General features: G+C 43.0%; 2 protein-coding genes. One reads left to right on the top strand and one right to left on the bottom strand.

The window, feature by feature from the left end; translation table 11 throughout:
• Positions 1-2,525, top strand: a 2,525-nt coding sequence (locus tag F6K57_RS40410; RefSeq protein ID WP_293074546.1) for a tetratricopeptide repeat protein, incomplete at its 5' end; no start/stop codon positions are given.
• Positions 2,526-2,847: 322 nt separating this feature from the next.
• Here F6K57_RS40410 and F6K57_RS40405 read toward each other — a convergent pair.
• On the bottom strand, positions 2,848-3,362 hold a 515-nt coding region (locus F6K57_RS40405), incomplete at its 5' end, for a DUF4351 domain-containing protein (protein WP_293074543.1).

Here is a 3,362-nt window from a genome sequence, read left to right as displayed (position 1 = left end):
TCCACAGTTGGGCAACAACGGTTATGTTTGAAATCCCAACCTCAAGCCTAATTAGTAACCTACAACAAAAAGCCAAGTCTTTATTTAGCACAGTATTAGAATTAGGTGCCAGTGAAATTTGCCCCAATGATGCTATCTTAGGTGCTGGTTATAGTCAGGAAATTAAGTTTGCCTTACGGGATTTGGAAAGTGGGAACCACGAGTTGCCACCAGAGTTACTAGGCAGTCTTAACTTTGTCTGGGGTCGAGAGGCGTATGGATTGGGCAAGATTGATGTTGCTATTACCCACTATCAGAAAAGTTTAGAATTCTGGCAACAGAAACCAGGTAAGCAGCAGAGCAAGCCAGAAAACAATGGTGAGATTCTCCCCGGACTTGGTCTGCCTACCTTCATAACCTCTAAGCCTATTACCCCTTCACGTCGGGAGCGAGAAGCAGTTCTCCTGTTTCACCTAGGATTATGCTATTGCGATCAGGCTAAGCAGTATAGACCAGGAGACCCTAGCTATCAAGAAAATTGGTACAAGGCTAAAGAGTATTTAGAGCAGTGTCTGGTGGTGTTCGAACAAGAGCAACGACCGGATTTAGTGGCTAAGTTTATTAATAAACTCGGTGAGATACTGCAATCTCTGGAAGCCTGGGAGGATTTGGAAAGTCTAGCTAAAAAGTCTCTAGCGCTACACAGAAGTTACTCTGCTCCTGTGCAACTAGCTCAGGATTATGGATTTCTAGGAACAGTGGCGCTACAAAAATCCTGCTGGCAGGAGGCTTACACAAACGCACTATATGCCAATGTAATTATAACAAAAGTCACAGAAGAACAGGGTGCTGCACAGGATAGGGAAGATTTGTTGGCCTATGGAACACAGGGAAGAGGGGGAAGTAAAAAATTGTCCTATCATCCGGCAAGTATCCAACCCCAAAAACAGCAACAGTACCTTGACTATCAGGAAAATTCTGCTTTATCTTGCCTCAATGGAATAGTTAAGATAGATCAAGATGCAGAACAGATCACACAGAAATCTCCCGTTGGTCGCTATCTGTTACTTCTGGCTCAAGCCCAACAGCACTTGGGTCAGCATTCCACAGCGATTCGCCATCTGGAACGGGCTAGGGAGTTAGGGATTAGTGATGAGCCGAAACTCTACCTGGAAATCCTGGAAACTCTAGGAACCCTCTACTGGCAACAAAAACGATATCAAGCAGCATTTACAGTAAAACAAGAACGGCTTGCGATCGCACAAGAGCATGGTTTACTTGCTTTTATCGGTGCGGGTAAACTCAAATCCTCCCAACAGAATCAGTTAGCACAGAATCACTTAGCACAGAATCACTTAGCACAGACCAAGAGTAAAGGTAGCGCTACCGTATCTCAGGCCATGACTGCTTCCCATTGGCAACACAAAGTACAAGAGCTAGTGCAACGCATTGCCAGTACCCAGCACAAACTAACTGTAATTTATGGTCAAGCTGGAGTGGGCAAGAGTTCCTTACTAGAAGCTGGGCTAATCCCCGCCCTAAAACAGCAACCCATTGGTAACCGTGATATAGTCCCGATTAGGTTGAAGGTTTACACTGACTGGGAAAAAGAGTTGGGTAAACGTATCCTAGAGGCGAAGGGTGAAGGTTCTTCACCGTTGAAGGTTGAAGGTTTAAAGGTTGAAGGTCTAAAGGTTGAAGGTTTAAAGGTTGAAGGTTATAAAAACAACCTTGGCCAAAAGGCCACGCTACGCGAAGAACCGGCTACTCTTCTAGACCAGTTGCAAAAAAATCAACGGCAAAACCAGATTAACATCCTGATTTTTGACCAATTTGAAGAGTTTTTCTTTGCTTGCCGAGAGCCAGCTGAACAAAAACGCTTCTTTGAGTTTTTCCGTGACTGTCTTAATATTCCTTATCTCAAAGTTATCCTGTGTTTACGGGAGGATTATCTACACCTATTATTAAAGTGCGCTCGTCAGGTAGATTTGGATGCCATTAATAATGATATTCTTAATAAAGGTATCCTTTATTATGTCGGTAATTTTTCTCCAGACGAGGCAAAATCGATTATTTATAATCTAACCACTATAGCTAAATTTTACCTAGAGGATGCATTAGTCGATGAGTTGGTAAACGACCTAGCTAAGAATGAACCAGTGGGAGAAGTAAGCCCGATTGAATTACAGATAGTGGGAGTGCAACTGCAAACTGAGCAAATCAATACTTTAGCGGCTTATCGACAAAACGGATCAAAAGAAAAGCTAGTGGAGCGCTATTTAGAAGGGGTTGTTTCTGATTGTGGTTCAGAAAACCAAAACGCGGCTTGGAAAATTTTGGGTTTGTTAACGGATAAGGATGGCACTCGACCATTCCGAACAAAAGACGATTTAGGAGCAGAGTTACAGTTATCCACTGACAACTTAGATTTTATCCTAGAGCTATTGGTCAAGTCAGGTTTAGTGATGAGATGGCAGCAAGAACCAGACGCTCAATATCAACTGATTTATGATTATTTAGTTGAGCCGATTCTTAGGCATTGCTGATTATAAGCTATCAGCTATCAGCTATTAGCTATCAGCTATCAGCTATCAGCTATCAGCTATCAGCTATCAGCTATCAGCTATCAGCTATCAGCTATCAGCTATCAGCTATCAGCTATCAGCTATCAGCTATCAGCTTTTGAATTAAAGAGGTAAGCATTGGTTTAATCTCAGTTCCTTGGCCTTTCGGCCAAGGAATTCATTGTATTTGGCTTTGAGTCCGTTGAACTCCTAAGCCGAATATCTTGTTTTAAGCCAAGGGCTGACAGCTGACCGCTGACGGCTGTTCGCGTAGCGTGCGCGTAGCGCATATGCTTACATCTGATTAGCCTTTCAGTCCCTCTAACCAACTGGATAAATCCGAGCCATCGGAAAAATCGAACAATGCTTCACTCAATTGATCTAAATCAGCAACAGATAAGTTGTTGATGAGTGATTCTAGAGTAGGCTCAATTGTTCCAACCTGGCGTGTCAACTGACGCATAATTAGCTCCAGTTTTCCTTGCTGTAAGCCTTGCTGTAAGCCTTGCTGTAGACTTTGTTGAACTTTCTCCTCTCCCCAAGGTAATAAATTTCCAGAGCTATCCCACCACCGTAACCAATAGTTGGTAATTTCTGATTTTTTGCCGTACCATACTCCTAGAAACAAACCCATGGATTCAATCCAGTAGCGTCCATTAGCATCAGGTTGTTGCAGGGTATAGCTTCCTGAATTAAGCGATCGCATTTCCAAACTTCCGGAGGCTGGGTCAAAAATCACATAAATTGGTACTTGTAGGATTTGCTCGTAAAAGTACCATTTGCCATAGGGGTAACGAGGGTTCATGGAATATTCTCCTT

The organism is Moorena sp. SIO4A5, assembly GCF_010672005.1.
Taxonomy (GTDB): Bacteria; Cyanobacteriota; Cyanobacteriia; order Cyanobacteriales; family Coleofasciculaceae; genus Moorena.
The sequence above is the reverse complement of the archived record's forward strand: the minus strand, read 5'-3'. Positions and strand labels throughout refer to the sequence as shown.